The sequence below is a fragment of the Microvirga sp. Mcv34 genome (assembly GCF_024519725.1).
GTDB lineage: Bacteria > Pseudomonadota > Alphaproteobacteria > Rhizobiales > Beijerinckiaceae > Microvirga.
This window is the reverse complement of sequence record NZ_JALJRK010000321.1, coordinates 1-255: the sequence shown is the minus strand read 5'-3', so window position 1 is coordinate 255 and position 255 is coordinate 1. Positions and strand designations below refer to the sequence as shown.

The 255-nt window shown below is 71.0% G+C and carries 1 pseudogene; it reads right to left on the bottom strand.

Going from position 1 to position 255, the window contains the following annotated elements:
• A pseudogene (locus tag OC446_RS30780) lies at positions 1-255 on the bottom strand (methyl-accepting chemotaxis protein); the annotation flags it as partial.

The window sequence follows — 255 nt, the reverse complement described above, 5'->3', positions numbered from 1 at the left end:
CGAGATCGTGGGAATGCCGCGACAGCTCCTGGGCGGCGCCGAGCACCTGGGAGGCCGCGGCTCCGGTCTCTCCGGCTCCATGATGGACATCCTCGATGCTGCCGGTGACCGCCTCGGTGCCGCGCGCCGCCTCCTGAACGTTGCGGGCGATCTCGGCCGTGGCCGCGCCCTGCTCCTCCATGGCGGCCGCGATCGAGGTCGAGATCTGCGACATCTCGGTGATCGTGCGGGCGATCTCCTGAATGGCCGCCACGG